Origin of the sequence: Methanothermobacter thermautotrophicus str. Delta H (assembly GCF_000008645.1) — an archaeon.
GTDB classification, from domain to species: domain Archaea; phylum Methanobacteriota; class Methanobacteria; order Methanobacteriales; family Methanothermobacteraceae; genus Methanothermobacter; species Methanothermobacter thermautotrophicus.
In genome coordinates this window covers 423948-440375 of the sequence record NC_000916.1, presented here as the reverse complement: position 1 = coordinate 440375, position 16428 = coordinate 423948, and the positions used below count along the sequence as shown (strand labels likewise).

Below are 16428 nucleotides of genomic sequence, written 5' to 3'. Positions count from 1 at the left end.
TTTACACCCTGAAACCTGTTGTTTCCTCAATATCCCTCAGTGAATTTGGAGCATTTCTGAAAACTGTCTTGAGGTTTTTATATTCATGCGATGGAGTGCCAAGGACCACGTTGTGTTGTCTGGTTATGTACTCTGAAAATCGGAGTTCATTGACTTCTTCCGCAACAGATCTCCATTTTTTGATGCACTCTTCAAGGAAATTTTCAATTATTTCCACATCCTCTTTTCTGTTAAATATTTTATCAAGCCGGTTTGTGAGGGATTCCTGCAGATAATGAATATCTTCAGAGGATTCTCCGGATAATATGACCTTACCATCTTCTTCTGTCCAGTTAACACGGGCCAGTGGCATGTTTCTGAGAAATGCGACGGTCGCTGGTCCAAGGGCTCTATTTAATGCCCCATCGGAATAGGGTGAAACTGAAACAGATTCAACGCTTTCATGAATTCTCGCATGATACCTCATGAACATTTCATAGTGGTTCATGTCCCGGGGTCTTGAAGCATTCAGAAATGTCAGGACAAGACCTCCCCGTCTTCGCCCGATCCTCCCTGTGGCCTGAATGTAGGATCCTGTTGTCTTTGGCTGACCGCTGACAATCATGAGTGAAAGGTGAGGCACATCCACACCGGTACCGAACATTGATGTTGTGAAAATGGCATCATATGCCGGGACTCCCGGCTGTTCTCCGTCGCGTTCTATTCTGTCAAGTACAAGGGGCAGGGCAGTTGAATCAATCCTGCTTGAAAGTTCCAGCGGGTCGGGATCTATATCACGAGGATCATCCACGGAAATCTCCTTTAACCTCTCAACAACGTCCTCCCTGTAAAATGCAATCCCACCTCCAAGTTCCCTCAGGGAATTATAGTATCCGACAACGGTCCAGTAATATCTGATGGCTTCGTTGCCTGTGTTTTCCGCAGATGTTTTGAGAACACGGGACCATAGCCTTATCTGGGGAGTTATCGGACCTCTTCCGGGTGCGGCGATTCCCATGTAAATTCTTCCGCTAATCCGTTCATCCCATGCATCACCGGGATCCTCTTCCTTAACAAAAAATGAGTCTGCTATTTCAAGGCCGTGTGGCGGGAACTGGAACAGATCCCTTCCAAAGAGAAGTCTGACCTGATCATGTGCGTTGTTTATCGTTGCCGTGGATGCAAGATATTTTGGTCTCAGCCCTCCACGCCATATGAGAGATTCCACGGATGCCTCATAGATTCCAAAGATGCTTCCGAGGGGACCGTCAAGGAGGTGGAGTTCGTCCTGTATTATCAGTTCAGGGGGCAGAAACCCTTCCACGTCAGTGTCATGGGCTTCACTACTCTTTGTCGTGTTTATGGGATATAGCCCATCCCTGTGATAACCATAAAATATGTTGAATTTATCAACATTTCCGAAGATGGCTGCTGCCTTTGGCTCAAAGGAGAGTCTCGCAATCTTATCAGCAGTGCTTATTATAACTGTGGGGCACCTTGAGTATACCTGTTCATCAACAGTGTAGGCAGGAACAGGAATTCTTCTGTTTTCTATAAAAGGACTCTCAAACTTTCTTCTGGCATTTCCATCGGGAAACTCCGATTCCTCATCTGAGGGAACACCCTCCGCCCAGTCAACATCCTTATTCAGAGGACAGTCCGGATTGGGACACCATATTTCAAAGTCTGAATATTTCTTTTTCCTCCTCCCTTTATCAAAGGAGCTTCCAAAGTAGCCGGGTCTTCTCCAGCTCAGTGATGAGAACTCAAAGTGATTCTCAAGTTCTTTCATGATCTCTGATATCCGGGGGATGTCCATATCTCTTTCATCAAATTTTATGATGAGTGTTTCATGGTTCTCCCTGAGGTTGTCCCTGCAAGTTCTGATTTCTCTGATTTCAGGAAACATTTTTTTGAGTTCTGAAGGCTCAAAGCTGAGGTCTGTCTTCTTTTTCTGGACCACGGTGATTATTGTGTTATCATGGGCAGGCAGGGAGCTCTCTGAAGAATCCGGCAGACTCAACCATGAATTGCATGCGGGGCACCTGATGACCTGGGCCGGCTCACTTTCATTCCCACCATCCCCGGAGGAGGTCATGATGTCAATGGCCCCTTTATTTATTCTCAGATGAAGTGGAGACACGGCGCCACCTACCCATAGGCCAGCGGAGAACCTCACAGAACCATATAACCAGTCCTCTTTTATATCACAGTTGGAGGGTCTCCATCCCCTGAGACCGCTGTCGCATATGAAAACTCTCAGATACTCCGCCGCTGTTATCATTCTCAGGGTCCTTCTGAACTGCTGCACGGTGAGGAGGCGCAGGGTGTATCTTGATATAACTGCTGTTCCATAGCATCTCTGGATATTTTCTGAGCCGATGGAACCTTTAAGACGGCGAAGAGACATCGTAAATGCTATTATGGCAAGATAGGCCTCTGTTTTCCCACCCCCGGTTGGTATCCAGAGGAGATCCAGAACATCACGATATTCTGATTCAGGATTGAATATGGGTTCGATGTTCATGAGAAAAAATGCGAGCTGGAATGGTCTCCAGAGGAAATCATCACCCTGCCGGCTCCACTGATGCTGAAGTGATATGACCCTGTTTGCAAAACAGAATGCGAGCCTTGCTTTCTCATTATCCATGAGGATTTCCAATCCATTTTTAAGTCTTTTCAGCGCTTCTTCCTGTTTTTTGATTATACCGGATGCAAATTTTTTATTTTTGCCATCCATTGACTTCTGGATTCCTTTATTGCATTCTATCCACCTTTCATATGCATCTATGAGGGGGTTCACTATCTCTGAAATTGAACTGGAATTCCATGCCTCTGAAAGTTTCTCTGCAGAAAGTTCATCAACCCCTTCCACATCAAAGGATGGCATCGGACTGGGATAGAGAGGTACAAATTCTGTTCTGAAGTCAGGAGTTCTGAAATTTTCAATTTCAGGGAATTTTTCAGCCAGATTAAGACCATCAGGCCATAAAATAGACTCATTGAGGTTATGTGAGTATTCACATGATTTTGATACTGCAGAGCATTGAATTCCCATCACATCAATCTTTCTGTTTCTGTAAATGAAATTCATCTCATCTCTGTAGTCATCAGGGGCATCTGAAGTTTCCGGACGGTCTTCAACGTTAATGCGAATGGATGGCTGAAAAATGCAGGAGGCTGTTTCAGGTCTGTAAGCACTTCGAGCGACCTTAAGTTCATTTACAAGAATCACCCTAACGTTTTTACGGTTTCCGTCCTCCCTGATCATAACATTGATCGTTATGCTGCCATCATCTTCCCGGTAGATGCATTCACGGGTGTTATCCTCCTCAAGTGAAAATTTTTTGATGCAGAAATGGCCTTTTCTCTTCCACATTTTCTCATCATCGGATCTGGTGTATCGACCCCACGTGACACAGATATCCATTTCCTTTGCACCGGCGGGTGCCATGAATGAAATACCAAATGATCTGGGCCGTGTGAATGGTCCTGATAATACAGAGCTTTCATAATCAGAATCATCATCCTCTCCTGATGAAACAATGTCTGTATTCACATTTTCAGAATCGGGGTCAGCAGCACCCATTTCTATGGCGGGACTCCATCCGGCGGGGATGATAACACCGGTTATATACTCATCGTAGGGGTCCCCTTTAATGGATTCCTCAGGGCCACTTCGTGGTCCCAGCACCTCCTTTATTACCTCTTCAATCATTGTTTTTCTCATTCTAACATCTCCTGTAAAAGTTGCATGATAGTTTCAGGGGACATTCATGGCAGAGGGGATCGCTAGCTCTGCACACAGCCTCTCCGAAATCGATCATCGATAGTGAAAGGTGTCTGCAGTCACCAAATTCAAGAATTTTCCTCATTACTGTTTCAAAATCCTTTTTTCTGCGGGATGAATCACTGATCTCAAGATCAAACAATCTACCAATGATTCTGACGGTGTTCGTGTCCAGAAGGGGTTCTGGAATATTTTTGGAAAAACATAAAAACGCCGAGGAAATGTAGTTCCCAATGCCTGGAAGTTCAAGGAGATCATTTTTGTTTTTTGGAACAGCCCCCCCGTGTCTGCTTTCAATCTCACATGCGAGTTTATGGAGATTTCTGGCTCTCCATCTGAGACCAAGGGACTCCATTTCTTTTTCTATTGTTTCCTGTCCCGCTTCACACACCGATTTAAAATCAGGAAATTTTTCAACAAAGTTTTCATAAATTTCAAGCACCTGTTCTGCGCGTGTTCTGTGAAGCATTATTTCAGCCAGCAGAATTCCATAGTCATCTCTTCTTTCGCGCCAGGGAAATTTCCTTAAATTCTTTTTTCCCCATTCGCAGATTCTGGTATGAATATCAAGCAGCAGATCCTTTTCAGAAATCAGAGGTCCCCCCTGTAGATTTCATAAAGTTTGCGGGCAATCTTCTCAGACATTAGTGGAGGCACGGCGTTTCCTATCTGCCGGTACTTTGAGGTCATGGATCCTTCAAATATGTAGTTATCCGGGAAGGACTGGATCCTTGCAGCTTCCCTTACGGTCAGAGAACGGGCCTGTTCTCTGTCGGGGTGGATGTAGTAGTGTCCATCCTTTGATATATGCGCGACAATGGTATGGGAATAGGGGAGGTCCCCTGCAACCACCTTGTAACGGTCAAGGAAGCTCCTGGTGTTCCTGTGTGTCCTGAGTTCCGGTGGAAGTTCTGTATATTTTAATCTTCTCCTCTCTGAGTTCCATGCGTCAATTGTTCTCCTGTAAATTTCGCGGTCCCGCGGGTTGTGTCTTCGCGCCTGGTGATGTCGGAGAATATCATTCTCTGTCCTTATACCCATCTCATTCAGGAGGCGTGATGGTCTGGATCTATATTCCTGGGGCCCGTCTGTGCCCTGGCCGGGTTCAAGGGCGGGCAGATCACATAGGATGTCATTCACTGTACCGGCATACCTCTCCTCATCAAACTGTATCCTTTTATCTTCCATGCGGTGGCCGATGACTATGATCCTCCTTCTCCTCTGAGGGACCCCGAAGTTATATGCATCACGCACTTCAAAGTCAAGTTTATATTCCAGGTCTGTTACCTTCCTCTGGAAATCAGATAGTATGTGGCCCCTTTGCGCTGACTTCATCCCGGGGACGTTCTCGAATACAAAGAATTCCGGCTGGAATTCTTTCAGGAATTTAATGTACAGGAGGTAGAGGTAGTTTCTCCTGTCCTTTTCCATGTTCTTCCGGGATCTGCCAGCATATGAGTACGCCTGACATGGAGGCCCACCTATTATGCCATCAACAGAAACTGTCCCCATATCATTCATCTTTGACCTGATGGTCTCTATGACCCTGTCCACGTTTTCCTCTGTGAGTTCAAGGTTCATGTACAGTTCACTGTCAAAGTCAGGATATCTTCTGAATAGTTCTTCACGTCCTATCTCACCATTAACGTATTCGGTGTAATCCTCGGGGTCACCATCGCTCTGCAGGTGATGATAGAGTCCCCTTGTCTCCAGTGTCTGAATCGCATCCCTGTCCATCTCAATATGTGAAACGAATGTATAATCACTCCGAAGGAAACCTTCAGTAAGCCCCCCCGCACCTGCAAATATGTCAATCAACACAACATCTGACATCGCCGAACCTGCCTCTGGTTACCTGTCATTGATGATTTATCTTAACCACATTAAATTATTTTTTGTTATGTCCACCCATATGGGTTAAACTCAGAGGGTGGTATGTACATTACCTCGGCATAGCCGCGCCTGAGAAGCTCCCTGTTGAGGTTGACACCGTCGACGTAGACAACTGCAAGGACCCTCCCATACCTGTCGTGTCTTTTAGCATCATCGATGTCCAGCTGGACTGTTCTTCCAAGGCACATGGACTTCACGAAGTCCTTCGCCTCCCTGTAGCCTGGCTGTCCACGTTCAGGGGTGTTAACCCCTACCAGGCGTATCCTCCCGACGCCCTCAACGTCTATGGTGTCACCGTCAACCACATGGTAACAGCTGCCTGATGCCTCATAACTGGATTTTTTCTCAGCAGTATCGTTAACCTTATCCTGGGAGTCGCTGGTCCATGAATCATTAACAGGATTGTCCACATTGCTGTCCTGGACACCCTCATTGTATGTGTAGTTACCATCCTCAGAGACGCAGCCCGCAACCATCAGGGCAAGCATCACAATTAAAATATACTTCTTCATGAATGCACACCTCATCTCTTCCTGATCATCTCCCTGAGGGTATCCCTCAGTTTAGGCGGATTCAGGGGCGGGTACCGTTACAATCCTCCCTGAAACCACGACGTCACCCTTCACGTATCTGGCGCCGTTCTCTGAGAGGACACCCTCAAGGCCGGGGTATATGGTAGCATTCTGACCCCCTCATGATTCCGGCCATGGCTGGTATGGCCGGGGCAGCGCATATGGCGCCTATGATCCTATCACTCCTGCTGGCTGATTCTGCTGTATCGGCCGCCATCTCCAGGTCCCGGTCCACCCGGCCGGACTTCGCCCTCCTGTAGAGGCCGCTTCCACCTGTGAAGATAACTGCATCGTGGCCCCTGATATAGGATGGCTTCACATCCTCAATGCGGATATCGTAGCCAGATGGGAGGTCTCCCGCCCCTATCACGGTGACCTCAGCGCTGAGTTTCAAATTCATGCGGGTCCTAGTCCGCGAAGACCACCAGGGCCACACGACCCTCCACAGGGGCTCCACCCCCTGAGAGATAGGCCGCTGCAGGACCAGGCCGGCCATGATGATGGCCACAGCCACATATCTCCTTAAAGTCACACACCCTAATACACACTGTATCATATTATGTTCATCAGAAGGAAAAGTGTAACGCCCGGAATCTGTTTCGCCAGTCTGGAGATTAAATAAACGGATATTCTGCACCCTGGACAACAATTAAATAAGATTAAACCATAATTCATTTTCATGGTTAAAAGGGTTCTTGAGAGGTTCAGGAGGGACTGGCGGTTCAGGGATGCCATAGAACACGTGGAGACAATCCCTGGCCGTGAAGCAAGGTACTCTGACTCCACAGACATCCCTGATAACATCCGGGACTACCTGGATGCAGGGGGTATAAGGCTTTACCGCCACCAGAGGGAGGCCCTCGACGCCATAAGGGAGGGGATGAACATCCTCATAACAACCCCCACGGCCTCCGGGAAGACACTGGCCTTCAATCTCCCCATCATGGAGACCCTCACCCTCAACCCTGATGCAACGGCCCTCTACATATACCCTGTCAAGGCCCTCTCAAGGGACCAGCTCGGGGTCCTGGAGGAGCTGGAGTCAGAGCTCGGACTCAAACTCAACCCGTCAACCTATGATGGTGACACACCCAGGGAGCGGAGGCCCTGGATAAGAGAGAACTCCAGGGTGATACTCACCAACCCCCACCAGCTCCACCGCATACTCCCCTGGCATCACCAGTGGAGGCGGTTCTACAGTAACCTGCGCTACGTGGTGATTGATGAGGCCCACCAGTACAGGGGGGTTTTCGGCTCCAACGTGGCCCTCCTCCTGAGGAGGCTGCGGAGGATCTGCAGGTACTACGGCTCAGAGCCCCAGTTCGTCCTTGCAAGCGCAACCCTGGCAAACCCTGCCGAGTTTTCACGTAAACTCACAGGCCTTGACTTCAGGGTGATCTCGGATGACACTTCACCCTCAGGTCCGAAGCACTTCATACTCTACAACCCCTACAGGAAGAGGGGTGACCCCTCAGCGCACCTTGAAACCTCAGCCATACTCTCATACCTTGTTCTGAGGGGCGTGCAGACCCTCTGCTTCACCATCTCAAGGAAGATGGCTGAACTTGTAACCCGCTGGACGAGGGAGCAGCTTGATAGGGAGAACCGCAAACTCGTTGACAGGGTGACGTCCTACAGGGCAGGTTACCTTGCAGAGCAGAGGCGGAGGATAGAGGCCGACCTCAAGGAGGGGAGGCTCCTGGGTGTCACTGCAACCAATGCCCTGGAGCTCGGCATAGACATAGGTTCACTGGACGCCGTCATAATATCTGGTTACCCCGGGACCATGATATCGACCTGGCAGCAGGCCGGGAGGGCCGGGAGGAACCTGAAGGACTCCATGGTGATCCTGGTGGCCTTCGAGAACCCCCTGGACCAGTACATCATGAAGAACCCCTCATTCATCTTTGAGAGGCCCCATGAGAATGCAATAATAGACCTCCAGAACAGGCTGATACTGAGGAACCAGACTGCATGCGCGGCCTCCGAGCTGCCCTTAATCCTGGATGACTTCCTGGAATACGACTTCAGCGTGGGTGTTGCAGGGGAGATGCTTGCTGATGGGGAGCTTGAACTGGCACCAGATGGTCTCACCTGCAGCGGCGACCCCCAGTTCAGGTACGGCCTCGATGACGTCTCCCAGGACACCTTCACGGTCATCTGTGAGGGCCGCGTCCTTGAGACCATGAGCCGCTCCCAGGCCTACAGGGAGGCCCATGAGGGTGCGGTGCTCATGAACCACGGCAACACCTACACCGTACGGGACTTTGACCTTGAAGGCAGGAGGATAATCGTTGACAGGAGGGACGTTGAGTACCATACCAGTGTCCTCAGGGACACCGAGCTCAGGATTATAAGGAAGCTCCGGCAGCGGAGACTGGGGGACCTTGAGGTTAACTTCGGCGAGGTTGAGGTGACCGAGCACTACACAGGATACAGGGTAATGAGCTACAGCAGGGTCCTGGGTAAAAGGGAACTTGACCTCCCACCACTCAGGTTCAGGACCAGGGCCCTCTGGTTCACCATCCCAGACTCCCTCAGGGATGAGGTTGAGGAGATGTACGGTGGGGATGCCTTCCACGGGGGAATACATGGGGCTGAAGACGCCCTCATATCCCTCTTCCCCCTCCACGTCCTCTGCGACAGGAGTGATATCGGGGGCATATCCACACCCATGCACCCGGACACACAGGAGGCCACTATATTCATATATGACGGCTTCGAGGGCGGAATAGGACTTGCAGAGAAGGGTGTTGAGGTCTTCGGGGACCTCCTGGCATCGACCCTTGAACTTGTATCATCCTGCAGCTGCACCGAGGGCTGCCCATCATGTATCTACTCACCAAAGTGCGGCAACGAGAACTCGCCGCTCCACAGGGATGCGACGGTGAAGATACTGGAGTACCTCATGGAGCAGACCTCGGGTGAGGTCAGGGAGGCCAGTGAGGTTGATGGGGATGTCCTCGCAGGGGTGGAGGAGCTCTGCAGTGAGGGTAACCTCCTGGATGCCAAGTTAAGGCTACATGAGGTCCTTGAGAGGGACCCTGGAAATCCAGGGGCATGCTACCTGATGGGGGAAATACTCAGAAGGCAGGGGGAGGTTGAGATGGCGGCCTACTTCCATGAGAGGGCCATGAACGGCTCATAGTCCGGGGCTGAAAAATTGAAGGATGATGCTGGAGGTATAGTGTGCTTGAAAAACTCAAATGGGATCTCGTAACAGAATATGATGGCGCATCACTCGAGGAGACCTTTGATGCGTCCAGGGTGACCGCTGCAGGCTCTGAGGCCCTGGAGATATCCCATGAGAGGAGGGTGAAGCTGAGGAGGTCTGATGTCAGACCCCACATCCTCTCTGATCTGAAACTGCTGAGGGGTGTTGGTTCCATAACCGAAAGGATGCTGAAATCTGAGGGCTACCATACCATCGAGGACCTCCTGGAACATGAGATCTACCGGGAGGAGGCAGCACGCATCCTTGATCTCATTGATTCAGGGGACTTCCCTGGGATCAGGGGCTACCTGAACTGTTCATCCTCTGATTACAGGGTTCTGGGTGCGCTTGGTCTTGTGGATGAGGAGAGATTCACCTTCCTGGACATCGAGACCCTGGGCCTTGGAGGGGCGCCGGTCATACTCACAGGCATGGCATGGATTGAGGATGGGGTGATGAATGTGAGGCAGCGCCTGGCACCGGCACCTGAAATGGAGGGGGCTGTCCTTGAGATCTACCACCACATACCACCAGACTCCATCATCGTAACCTTCAACGGTGCAAGCTTCGACATCCCCTACATAAGGAGGAGGTCAGCCGTCCATGGCCTTGAAAACAGTCTTGAAAACTGTCACGTGGACCTATACCATATTTCAAGGCGACTCTGGGGGCACACACTCCCTGACTGTAAACTGTCAACGGTGGAGAGGCATATCCTGGGTGCTGAGAGGGACCTTGACATACCCGGCTCACACGTCCCGGACTACTACAGGACCTACATCTCAACCGGCAGCCCAGGGCCCCTGGTCCCCCTGGTTGAGCACAACCGTGAGGACATCATCAACATGGCGCTCCTCATCCCCCATGTGACCTCTGCTATCTGCTGAGGAGGATGGCATGTTGGAGTGTGGCCAGGGGTAATGTCATGGCTGAGGAGGATGGCATGTTGGAGTGTGGCCCATGTATCCAGATGGATGGCATGGTGGGGGACTGGAATAGATAAATATCCCCCTGAACATAATACCTATGGTGTTTATATGGATCAGCTGGTTCTGATAAACAGGGTGATAGGCCTTTTCATGGGTCTTTTCATAATAGGGTTCTGTGTCAGGATACTCAGGCAGATAGGAGCCAGGGAACTTGCAGTCTCGATGCTTTTCCTCCACAGACGCACCGCAAGGCTCATATGTGTATCAGTGTTCCTTGCATCAATCTTCACGGTACTGGTCGGCTTCACCTTTGTCACGGGGCAGGATGAGGCTGTCGTTGAGTGTTTCCTGAACCTCAACGCATTCTTCCTCCTGGTTTCAGTGTTCCTCTTATCCTCAGTGATGGGTGGTGATGTTTGATGTATGTGAAATGGATTGTAATGATACCTCCAATTCTGTCGCTCTACTTCTCAGCGAGGATACTCATGAACAATCTGCGATATGATGAGGCGGCCCTGGGGATGCTGTTCTCTAACATGGATGAAACAGCCATCCTGATAAGCGTATTCGCAGTTTCAATGATAATATTCTCAGCGACGAGGGTGATGGACCTCATAGACCTCTTCTGGCCAATCCCGGGAAATGATGAGATCATCGCCGCCATGATATGGCTGATTGACATTGTGCTCGTCTACATATTCTACAGGGTGGCCACAGTAACGGTGCCGGCGGAGAGGAATATCTAGGATAGAATCCTTAATGTGAACATCCTGAAGACTTCTATGGAACAGAAATGAGGGAGAATCTGAATGGATCAATCTGCAAGGGAAATCATTGAAAGGGAATTTGAGAATCTGAGGGAGAAACTCCTTGACCTCACAATGAGGAACCAGCTCCTCAACTTCAGACCAAGGTCCAGGACGGTTGAGGTGGTGAACCATGACCCTGAGTACATATACAGCTACCTTGTCCTCAACCGGAAAAAGATGAAGCTCGCACCCCGCATTGAGGAGGAAGAAACCCTGGATCCAGATGGTCCCATCCTCTGTGAGAACAGCCCCAGCGATGAACTGGAAGTCCCCCCCGAGGGTATCTCTCCTGAAGAGAACCTGATGGAGGTGGAGGATGAGAACATACTCCAGACAGCCCTGACAGAGGCCGAACTCCAGAGGAGGCTATTCTACATCAACCAGAGGGCCAGGACCATGATACAGGAGCAGGGCTACAACATACTCTACCTCGCCCTTGGCTTCCTGGAGTGGAGGACAGAGGGGGAACCGGACATCAGAAGAGCACCCCTGGTCCTGGTACCCGTGTCACTTGAGAGGAGGAGGGCGGGTTCATCCTTCTCACTCCGCTGGGATGGCAGTGAGATCATAACCAACATGTCCCTCCAGGCAACGGCTCAGGGAGGAGGGTGTTGAGCTGCCAGAGTTCACCATGCCCTCCTCTCCGGGGGGTGTCTCAGCTTACCTTAAACGCGTCGAGGGGGCTGTCTCATCAATGGAGGGGTGGGGTGTCACCGATGAGGTCCAGCTCGGATTCTTCTCCTTCACCAAGTTCCTCATGTACATGGACCTGGACCCCTCCTCCTATCCCAACTGGGATGAGATAGTGGACAGACCCCTCCTCAGGGCCCTCTTCTCCATTGAGATAGACGATGACAGCGAGGAGGTGGACATAGACAGCATACCCTACAGGGACCTCTACCATGTCGTGGATGCTGACTCATCCCAGATCGCGGTCATAGAGGATGTGAAGGCAGGTAAGAACCTTGTGGTTGAGGGCCCACCAGGCACCGGGAAGTCCCAGACCATAGTGAACCTCATAGCGGAGCTGATGGCCTCAGGCAAGACGGTCCTCTTTGTGAGTGAGAAGATGGCGGCCCTTGAGGTTGTCAAGAGCAGGCTGGACTCCATAGGACTGGGGAGGTTCTGCCTTGAACTCCACTCCCACAAGGCACGTAAGAAGGACGTCCTCAATGAACTGGAAGCCACCCTCATGGAGGCAGAGGCAGATAGGCCCGAGGCAGAGAGGGAGTTCAGGAGGATGGAGAGGCTCCGTGATGAACTCAACGAGTATCGTCGCGCCCTTCACGAACCACTGTACAGCATACAGCTTTCACCCTTCCAGCTATTCGGGATGAAGGAGCGTGCAGAGAAGTACTTCAACGGTGAGCTCCCCTTTGTCAGGATACCATCCCCCGAGACCATAACACCCGATGAATGGGATGAGGCCCTGGTTGAACTCAGAAACCTGGCGAAACTGGCTGAACTCCTCCCGCCACTCCAGGAAAACCCCTGGTCCGGCACCGATCCCGGTATGATGCTACCCTCAGATGTCAGGGAACTTGAAATACTCCTTGAATCAATAATGAAGACCGCTGACAGGTTAACAGCATCCCTGAGGGAGTTCCAGGAAAGATACGGGTTCATGAGGGTTAAGACCCCGGGCGAACTCCGGGGACTCGCGGAGGTTGTCTCTGTGGTTGCGGAGTCAAGGCCCTTCGACCTGGGGGTTCTGGAATCCAGTATATGGGACCGCTACAGGGCTGATGCATTCACCCTGCTTGATAAACTGGAGTCCTACACCAGGAAGCGTGAGATACTGGACAGGTTCCATGAATCTGTACATGGAGTGGACCTGGAGGCCCTCCTGAGGGACTACCTGAAGGAGTCATCCAGCCGCATAAAGTTCCTGAGCGGAAGGTACAGGAAGATAAGGAATGAGATAGACGCCCTGTATGTTGGCAGGGCCCCTGAGAACGACTACGAGGTTGTTGAGGATCTTGAGAACCTCATGGACGTCATGAGCCTGAGAGAGGAACTTGAGAGGTACAGCGGGGTTGCTGAGAGGTTCTTCGGTTCAATGTGGAACCCTGAGAACCCACCCCTCGAGGACCTCAGGGCCACCGCAGAGTGGATAGTGAGGTTCAGGGACCTCCACAGTGATGGAATGATATCAGAGAGGACCCTTGAGTGCATCTCCCGGGGCCTTGATGGTGAGAAACTGCTCTCTGAGTTTGAGGAGATTATGGAAATCTACAATGAACTTGAGGACAAACTCTCAAGGCTCCAGAAGGGTATAAACACCCATGCCCATGTCCTCTTCAACTCCATGCCAGAGGACGTCCCCTTCAGGGCCTGGAGGTCAAGGGTGAAGGCCTGGAGTGAGGCCCTCAACCTCCTTCCCCTCTGGTCACAGTACCTCGAGAAGAAGAGGCTCTGCATGAAGACCCGGGGGGCTGCATTCATACCCATAATAGAGTCGGGTATAATCCGCATGGATGATATAAGGCCTGCCATGGAGGGCAACCTTGCAGATGCACTCCTTGAGAGGGCCTTCAGGGAGATACCCACACTTTACACCTTCATAGGTGACCTCCACGAGGCCAAGATAAGGGAGTTCAGGGAGCTGGACTCCAGGATAATCGAGCTCAACAGGAAGAGGCTCATACACCAGCTCAACAGTAACATGCCCACGGTATTTGGGGGTGCGGCCCCCAACTCAGAGGAGAGCATCCTCAGCGGGGAGTTCACACGTAAAAGGGGTCATATGCCTCTAAGGAAGCTCCTGAAACTTGCAGGCGGCACTGTAAAGAGGATAAAGCCCTGCTTCATGATGAGCCCCCTCTCGATAGCCCAGTACCTTGACCCCAGAAGCAGCCAGCTTCAGTTCGATGTAGTGATCTTTGACGAGGCATCACAGGTTAAACCCGAGGACGCCCTGGGGGCATTCCTCAGGGCCAGGACGGCCGTGGTGATGGGTGACACCAACCAGCTCCCACCTACAAGCTTCTTTGACCAGATGATATCAGCGGAGGAAGACTCAGAGGATGTGGCTACCGCTGCGGACATTGAGAGCATACTGCACCTCTGCAAGAGGAGCTTCCCTGTGAGGATGCTCAGGTGGCACTACAGGAGCCGGCATGAATCCCTCATAGCGGTCTCCAACCAGGAGTTCTATGATAACAGGCTCCTGGTCTATCCGTCCCCTGCAAGGGAGGACGAGGAACTTGGACTGCACCTGGTCTACCTCCCGGACACGGTCTATGAGCGTGGGAGGACGTCATCCAATCCCCTGGAGGCCGCGGCGGTGGTTGACGCCATAGAGGAACACTTCATGAGGTACGGTTCCTCAAGGAGTCTCGGGGTCGGTACATTCTCTGTGGCCCAGATGAACGCCATACTGGAGGCCCTGGAGGCCCGCCTCAGGGAGAACCCTGAACTTGAACGGATAATAAACCAGGAGACCGATGAGCCCTTCTTCATAAAGAACCTGGAGACCATACAGGGGGATGAGAGGGATGTGATATTCATAAGTGTGGGCTACGGCTTCGACGAGAGGGGCCGCATGTCCCTCAACTTCGGGCCCCTCAACCAGGAGGGTGGTGAGAGAAGGCTGAACGTCCTCATCACCAGGGCCCGTGAGAAGTGTGTGGTCTTCACGAACTTCAGGTCCTCGGACCTCAGAACCGGGCCTGGGACACCCTTCGGTGTCAGGGCCCTCAAGAGGTTCCTCAGGTACGCTGAGACAGGGTTCCTGGAATCAGACTCCACTGACACCTCACAGGGACTGTTTGAGGACTCTGTATATGACTTCCTGGTTGATGCGGGATTCGAGGTTGACAGGGGAGTTGGATGTGCCGGGTTCCGTGTTGACTTCGCGGTGAAGGATCCTGATGAGCCGGGCAGGTACATTGCAGGGATACTCACCGATGGTGAGATGTACAGCCGGGCCGAGGTTGCAAGGGACCGGGACCGGCTGAGGGAGGAGATCCTCCGGAACCTCGGATGGAAGATCATACACCTCTGGTCCTCTGACTGGTACAGGAACCGTGAGGAGACACAGAGGAAGGTCTCCGATAGACTCGAGGAGATTGTTGAGGAGCCCGTATGGCCAGGAGTCACCTGAGACTCCTGAAACTGAACAGGAGGCTGTTGAACCGGATGATATGGAAGAGGCTGTTGATGAGGTGGATGAACCTGCGGTTGATGATTCCGGGGGTCTTGAGGTAACGGGAGAGTCAGGGGGTCCTGACCAGGAACCCCCCATGGATGGAGCGGCAGAGTATGTTGAGTATGAAACCGACAAGCTCAGGGAACCGGATGACCTCTACCGGAGCCCCACACCCATAATATCCTCTGTTGTCAGTGAGATAGTATCCATGGAGGGTCGTATCCACGTGGAGGAGGTTATAAGGCGTATAAGGGAGTCATGCGGGTTGAGGAGGGCCGGGAGGAGGGTCAGGAGCATAATCAACTCTGCCATTGAGATGGCAGAGAACAATGGCAACATCAAGAGAAACGGTGAATTCCTCTCCTCTCAGACTCAATGCCTGTTACGGTTCGAAGGAGAAGTGGAAGGATCGACATCTCCCTCATATCCCCCATGGAGATCGAGGAGGCGGTGAGGATTGCCCTCAGGTCAACCTCTGATATGGATGAGGTTATAACACGTGTATCGAGGATCTTCGGCTTTAAGAATACCAGCAGGAGGACGGCCTCTGGGATAAGGAGGGTCATGGAGGACATGGCAAGGCGGGGCGAAATTGTGGTTGATGATGAAGGTGTCAGGTTCGTCTGATCTAGGGGAATAGACAGCTGGGGGCTGAAATGAATCCCCCATTCAATCATATCATCTTGGGGGTTACTGGACCACAGTTTTCATCTACCAGAGACATGAAGGCGTCAACCGCATAAACAGTCCCTCACAGACCTTATCCTGGATAGGATGCATGGATTGAATTCCGGTCAGGAGATGCGGTGTAACTCATGCAGTAGATGGAAACAGGCCCTTAACATGTATTCGGCTCTGGAACACATAGCTCACTGGACCTGAGCATGAGGACCATTAGGCGTCAGCTGGTGTGGGCCTGAAAACCTCCAGTGATGTGGTTCTGTATTGGGCAAAAAATTAGCTTGATTGCAGATATATCCCTGGTGGTAGTGTGATACCCTTTGGACGTGAATTTCAGGTTGCCCAGTTCATATCAGCGTTTATAACAGGCCTGAGTTCCATCTACATGCTGAGGGTCTCCATGCAGGAGAG

Annotated in this window: 14 protein-coding genes; 8 read left to right on the top strand and 6 right to left on the bottom strand. The window is 51.4% G+C overall.

Going from position 1 to position 16428, the window contains the following annotated elements:
- Position 1 precedes the first annotated feature (1 nt).
- The 6 genes from drmA to MTH_RS10175 all read right to left on the bottom strand — a co-directional run bounded on the left by drmA (position 2) and on the right by MTH_RS10175 (position 6770).
- Positions 2–3709, bottom strand: coding sequence for a DISARM system helicase DrmA (drmA, locus tag MTH_RS02305; RefSeq protein WP_010876136.1), 3708 nt, complete (start codon positions 3707–3709; stop codon positions 2–4).
- A 1-nt stretch (position 3710) separates the two neighbouring features.
- Positions 3711–4238, bottom strand: coding sequence for an endonuclease III-like protein (locus tag MTH_RS02300; protein ID WP_010876135.1), 528 nt, complete (start codon positions 4236–4238; stop codon positions 3711–3713).
- A 122-nt stretch (positions 4239–4360) separates the two neighbouring features.
- Positions 4361–5602 (bottom strand): DNA cytosine methyltransferase, encoded by a 1242-nt coding sequence (locus MTH_RS02295; RefSeq protein ID WP_010876134.1) that lies wholly within the window; start codon positions 5600–5602, stop codon positions 4361–4363.
- Between the two features lie 65 nt (positions 5603–5667).
- Positions 5668–6174 (bottom strand): thermonuclease family protein, encoded by a 507-nt coding sequence (locus MTH_RS02290; RefSeq protein WP_143485739.1) that lies wholly within the window; start codon positions 6172–6174, stop codon positions 5668–5670.
- A gap of 145 nt (positions 6175–6319) precedes the next feature.
- Positions 6320–6634: a hypothetical protein gene (locus MTH_RS02285; RefSeq protein WP_143485738.1), complete on the bottom strand. Its 315-nt coding sequence runs from the start codon at positions 6632–6634 to the stop codon at positions 6320–6322.
- A gap of 7 nt (positions 6635–6641) precedes the next feature.
- Positions 6642–6770: a hypothetical protein gene (locus MTH_RS10175; RefSeq protein ID WP_276324386.1), complete on the bottom strand. Its 129-nt coding sequence runs from the start codon at positions 6768–6770 to the stop codon at positions 6642–6644.
- Between the two features lie 143 nt (positions 6771–6913).
- Here MTH_RS10175 and MTH_RS02280 point away from each other — a divergent pair, with 143 nt between their 5' ends.
- The 8 genes from MTH_RS02280 (at position 6914) to MTH_RS09320 (ending at position 15963) form a co-directional block, all read left to right on the top strand.
- Entirely contained in the window at positions 6914–9382 is a 2469-nt protein-coding gene (locus MTH_RS02280; RefSeq protein ID WP_010876131.1) for a DEAD/DEAH box helicase, read from the top strand.
- Positions 9383–9423: 41 nt separating this feature from the next.
- Complete coding sequence (locus tag MTH_RS02275) at positions 9424–10335, top strand: ribonuclease H-like domain-containing protein (RefSeq protein ID WP_010876130.1); 912 nt, start codon at positions 9424–9426, stop codon at positions 10333–10335.
- Between the two features lie 150 nt (positions 10336–10485).
- Entirely contained in the window at positions 10486–10797 is a 312-nt protein-coding gene (locus tag MTH_RS02270; RefSeq protein WP_143485737.1) for a hypothetical protein, read from the top strand.
- Positions 10797–11123 (top strand): hypothetical protein, encoded by a 327-nt coding sequence (locus tag MTH_RS02265; RefSeq protein ID WP_048060829.1) that lies wholly within the window; start codon positions 10797–10799, stop codon positions 11121–11123. The genes MTH_RS02270 and MTH_RS02265 overlap by 1 nt, the downstream gene beginning before the upstream one ends.
- Before the next feature lie 63 nt (positions 11124–11186).
- Positions 11187–11801 carry a DUF4011 domain-containing protein gene (locus MTH_RS09330; protein ID WP_010876127.1) on the top strand — a complete coding sequence of 205 codons (615 nt, stop codon included), beginning with the start codon at positions 11187–11189 and terminating at the stop codon, positions 11799–11801.
- Positions 11802–11817: 16 nt separating this feature from the next.
- Positions 11818–15291, top strand: coding sequence for an AAA domain-containing protein (locus MTH_RS02260; RefSeq protein ID WP_010876126.1), 3474 nt, complete (start codon positions 11818–11820; stop codon positions 15289–15291).
- On the top strand, positions 15260–15790 hold the full coding sequence (locus MTH_RS09325) for a DUF3320 domain-containing protein (RefSeq protein WP_010876125.1): 531 nt from the start codon (positions 15260–15262) through the stop codon (positions 15788–15790). Before MTH_RS02260 ends, MTH_RS09325 begins: the two co-directional genes overlap by 32 nt.
- Positions 15769–15963 (top strand): hypothetical protein, encoded by a 195-nt coding sequence (locus MTH_RS09320; protein ID WP_052261157.1) that lies wholly within the window; start codon positions 15769–15771, stop codon positions 15961–15963. The genes MTH_RS09325 and MTH_RS09320 overlap by 22 nt, the downstream gene beginning before the upstream one ends.
- The last annotated feature ends 465 nt before the right edge of the window (positions 15964–16428 follow it).

Excerpts from the sequence above, each read along its gene's own strand:
- MTH_RS02285 (WP_143485738.1), bottom strand. The coding sequence starts at position 6,634 with ATGAATTTGAAACTCAGCGCTGAGGTCACCGTGATAGGGGCGGGAGAC.
- MTH_RS02265 (WP_048060829.1), top strand. The coding sequence starts at position 10,797 with ATGTATGTGAAATGGATTGTAATGATACCTCCAATTCTGTCGCTCTAC.
- MTH_RS09320 (WP_052261157.1), top strand. The coding sequence starts at position 15,769 with ATGGAGATCGAGGAGGCGGTGAGGATTGCCCTCAGGTCAACCTCTGAT.
- MTH_RS02290 (WP_143485739.1), bottom strand. The coding sequence starts at position 6,174 with ATGAAGAAGTATATTTTAATTGTGATGCTTGCCCTGATGGTTGCGGGC.
- MTH_RS02295 (WP_010876134.1), bottom strand. The coding sequence starts at position 5,602 with ATGTCAGATGTTGTGTTGATTGACATATTTGCAGGTGCGGGGGGGCTT.
- drmA (WP_010876136.1), bottom strand. The coding sequence starts at position 3,709 with ATGAGAAAAACAATGATTGAAGAGGTAATAAAGGAGGTGCTGGGACCA.
- MTH_RS09330 (WP_010876127.1), top strand. The coding sequence starts at position 11,187 with ATGGATCAATCTGCAAGGGAAATCATTGAAAGGGAATTTGAGAATCTG.
- MTH_RS02260 (WP_010876126.1), top strand. The coding sequence starts at position 11,818 with ATGCCCTCCTCTCCGGGGGGTGTCTCAGCTTACCTTAAACGCGTCGAG.
- MTH_RS02300 (WP_010876135.1), bottom strand. The coding sequence starts at position 4,238 with ATGCTTCACAGAACACGCGCAGAACAGGTGCTTGAAATTTATGAAAAC.
- MTH_RS02280 (WP_010876131.1), top strand. The coding sequence starts at position 6,914 with ATGGTTAAAAGGGTTCTTGAGAGGTTCAGGAGGGACTGGCGGTTCAGG.
- MTH_RS02270 (WP_143485737.1), top strand. The coding sequence starts at position 10,486 with ATGGATCAGCTGGTTCTGATAAACAGGGTGATAGGCCTTTTCATGGGT.